This is a genomic window from Pseudoalteromonas sp. TAE56 (assembly GCF_000497955.1).
Lineage (GTDB): Bacteria > Pseudomonadota > Gammaproteobacteria > Enterobacterales > Alteromonadaceae > Pseudoalteromonas.
On the sequence record NZ_AUTN01000040.1, the window covers coordinates 1 to 1,190 of the forward strand.

The 1,190-nt window shown below is 42.1% G+C and carries 2 protein-coding genes; one reads left to right on the plus strand and one right to left on the minus strand.

What is annotated here, in order from left to right; translation table 11 throughout:
- A partial coding sequence (locus L656_RS0101425) for a LysR family transcriptional regulator (protein ID WP_024597916.1) occupies positions 1-582 on the minus strand: 582 nt, incomplete at its 3' end.
- Positions 583-703: 121 nt separating this feature from the next.
- Here L656_RS0101425 and L656_RS0101430 point away from each other — a divergent pair.
- Positions 704-1,190 (plus strand): putative sulfate exporter family transporter (locus L656_RS0101430; RefSeq protein WP_024597917.1); only part of this gene is annotated, 487 nt, incomplete at its 3' end.

Sequence of the window (1,190 nt, forward strand, 5' to 3'; positions counted from 1 at the left end):
CTCGCGCAGTAGCCAAAACTGTTTGTTTAACCATGCATTTAAGTTTTTAGCGGGCTTAAAGTTACTGGGTATAACGATACTCATTAAATCGTTTTGCCAGTGCTTACTTATAATATGCGGCTCGGTTGGTGTGCCTTCAACCAGTGCTAAATCGATAGTGCATTCAAGTAGGGCGTGCTCAATTTGCGCTGTATTAGCCACTTGTACTTCTACTTTTATATCAGGGTACTGCGCGCAAAATTTAGCTAAGTAGGGCGGTAGCCAATAGCTGGCAATGGTTGTACTAGTGCCTATAACGAGCGTGCCACGCTTAAGCCCTGTGCGTGATTTAATATCTTCTATGGCGGCTTTTTCAATGGCAAAAATGCTACGTGCATGATCATACAAGGCTTGGCCGCCCTCGCTTAAGGTAAGTTTTTTGCCTTTAGATGCACGCTCTATAAGTTGAATATTTAATTGGTGCTCAAGCTCTTTTAGCGCTTTAGATACAGCCGGTTGGCTTATAAAAAGCGCTTCAGCTGCGCCTGAAAAACTACCAAGCTTTGCTACCGTATAAAACACCCGAAGTGCATGCAAGTTCATTGTGCCTCTCAAATTCGATAACTTTAAGTTATCGAATCATGATTTTAATGTATTGGAGTTATATTTTGCGCTTTCTTAAAATGAAGTCAACAGTTTAACGTTGTTCAATTGAGGAAATATTATGCTTAGCGCTATTAAAAATGGGTTTCAGCCTTTGGGTATTAATACTAAGCAATATGCCGATACGCGCTGGTGGTTAGGTATGCTGCTGGTGGTGGTTTTGGCGGGGGCATCTGTTGCATTAAGTAAGTTACCCATAATGCAAAGTGCGCAATTTAGCTCTTTAACTATTGGTATAGTGCTTGGCATTATTGTGGGTAACAGTGTGTTTTCGCGTATTGCTACGCAAACCGATATAGGTGTTGATTACGCTAAAAGTATATTGCTTAAAGCGGGGGTTGTGTTGTTTGGGTTTAGAATTACCTTTGCGCAAGTAGCGGGCGTAGGCTGGGAAGGCTTATTAACCGATGTTGTAATGCTGTTAGGCACATTTATTTTGGCAGTGCAGTTAGGTAAGCGCGTATTTAAGCTTGATGAACAAACAACCATATTAATTGGCGCAGGTAGCTCTATTTGTGGCGCAGCAGCTGTAATGGCAACCGAGCCTG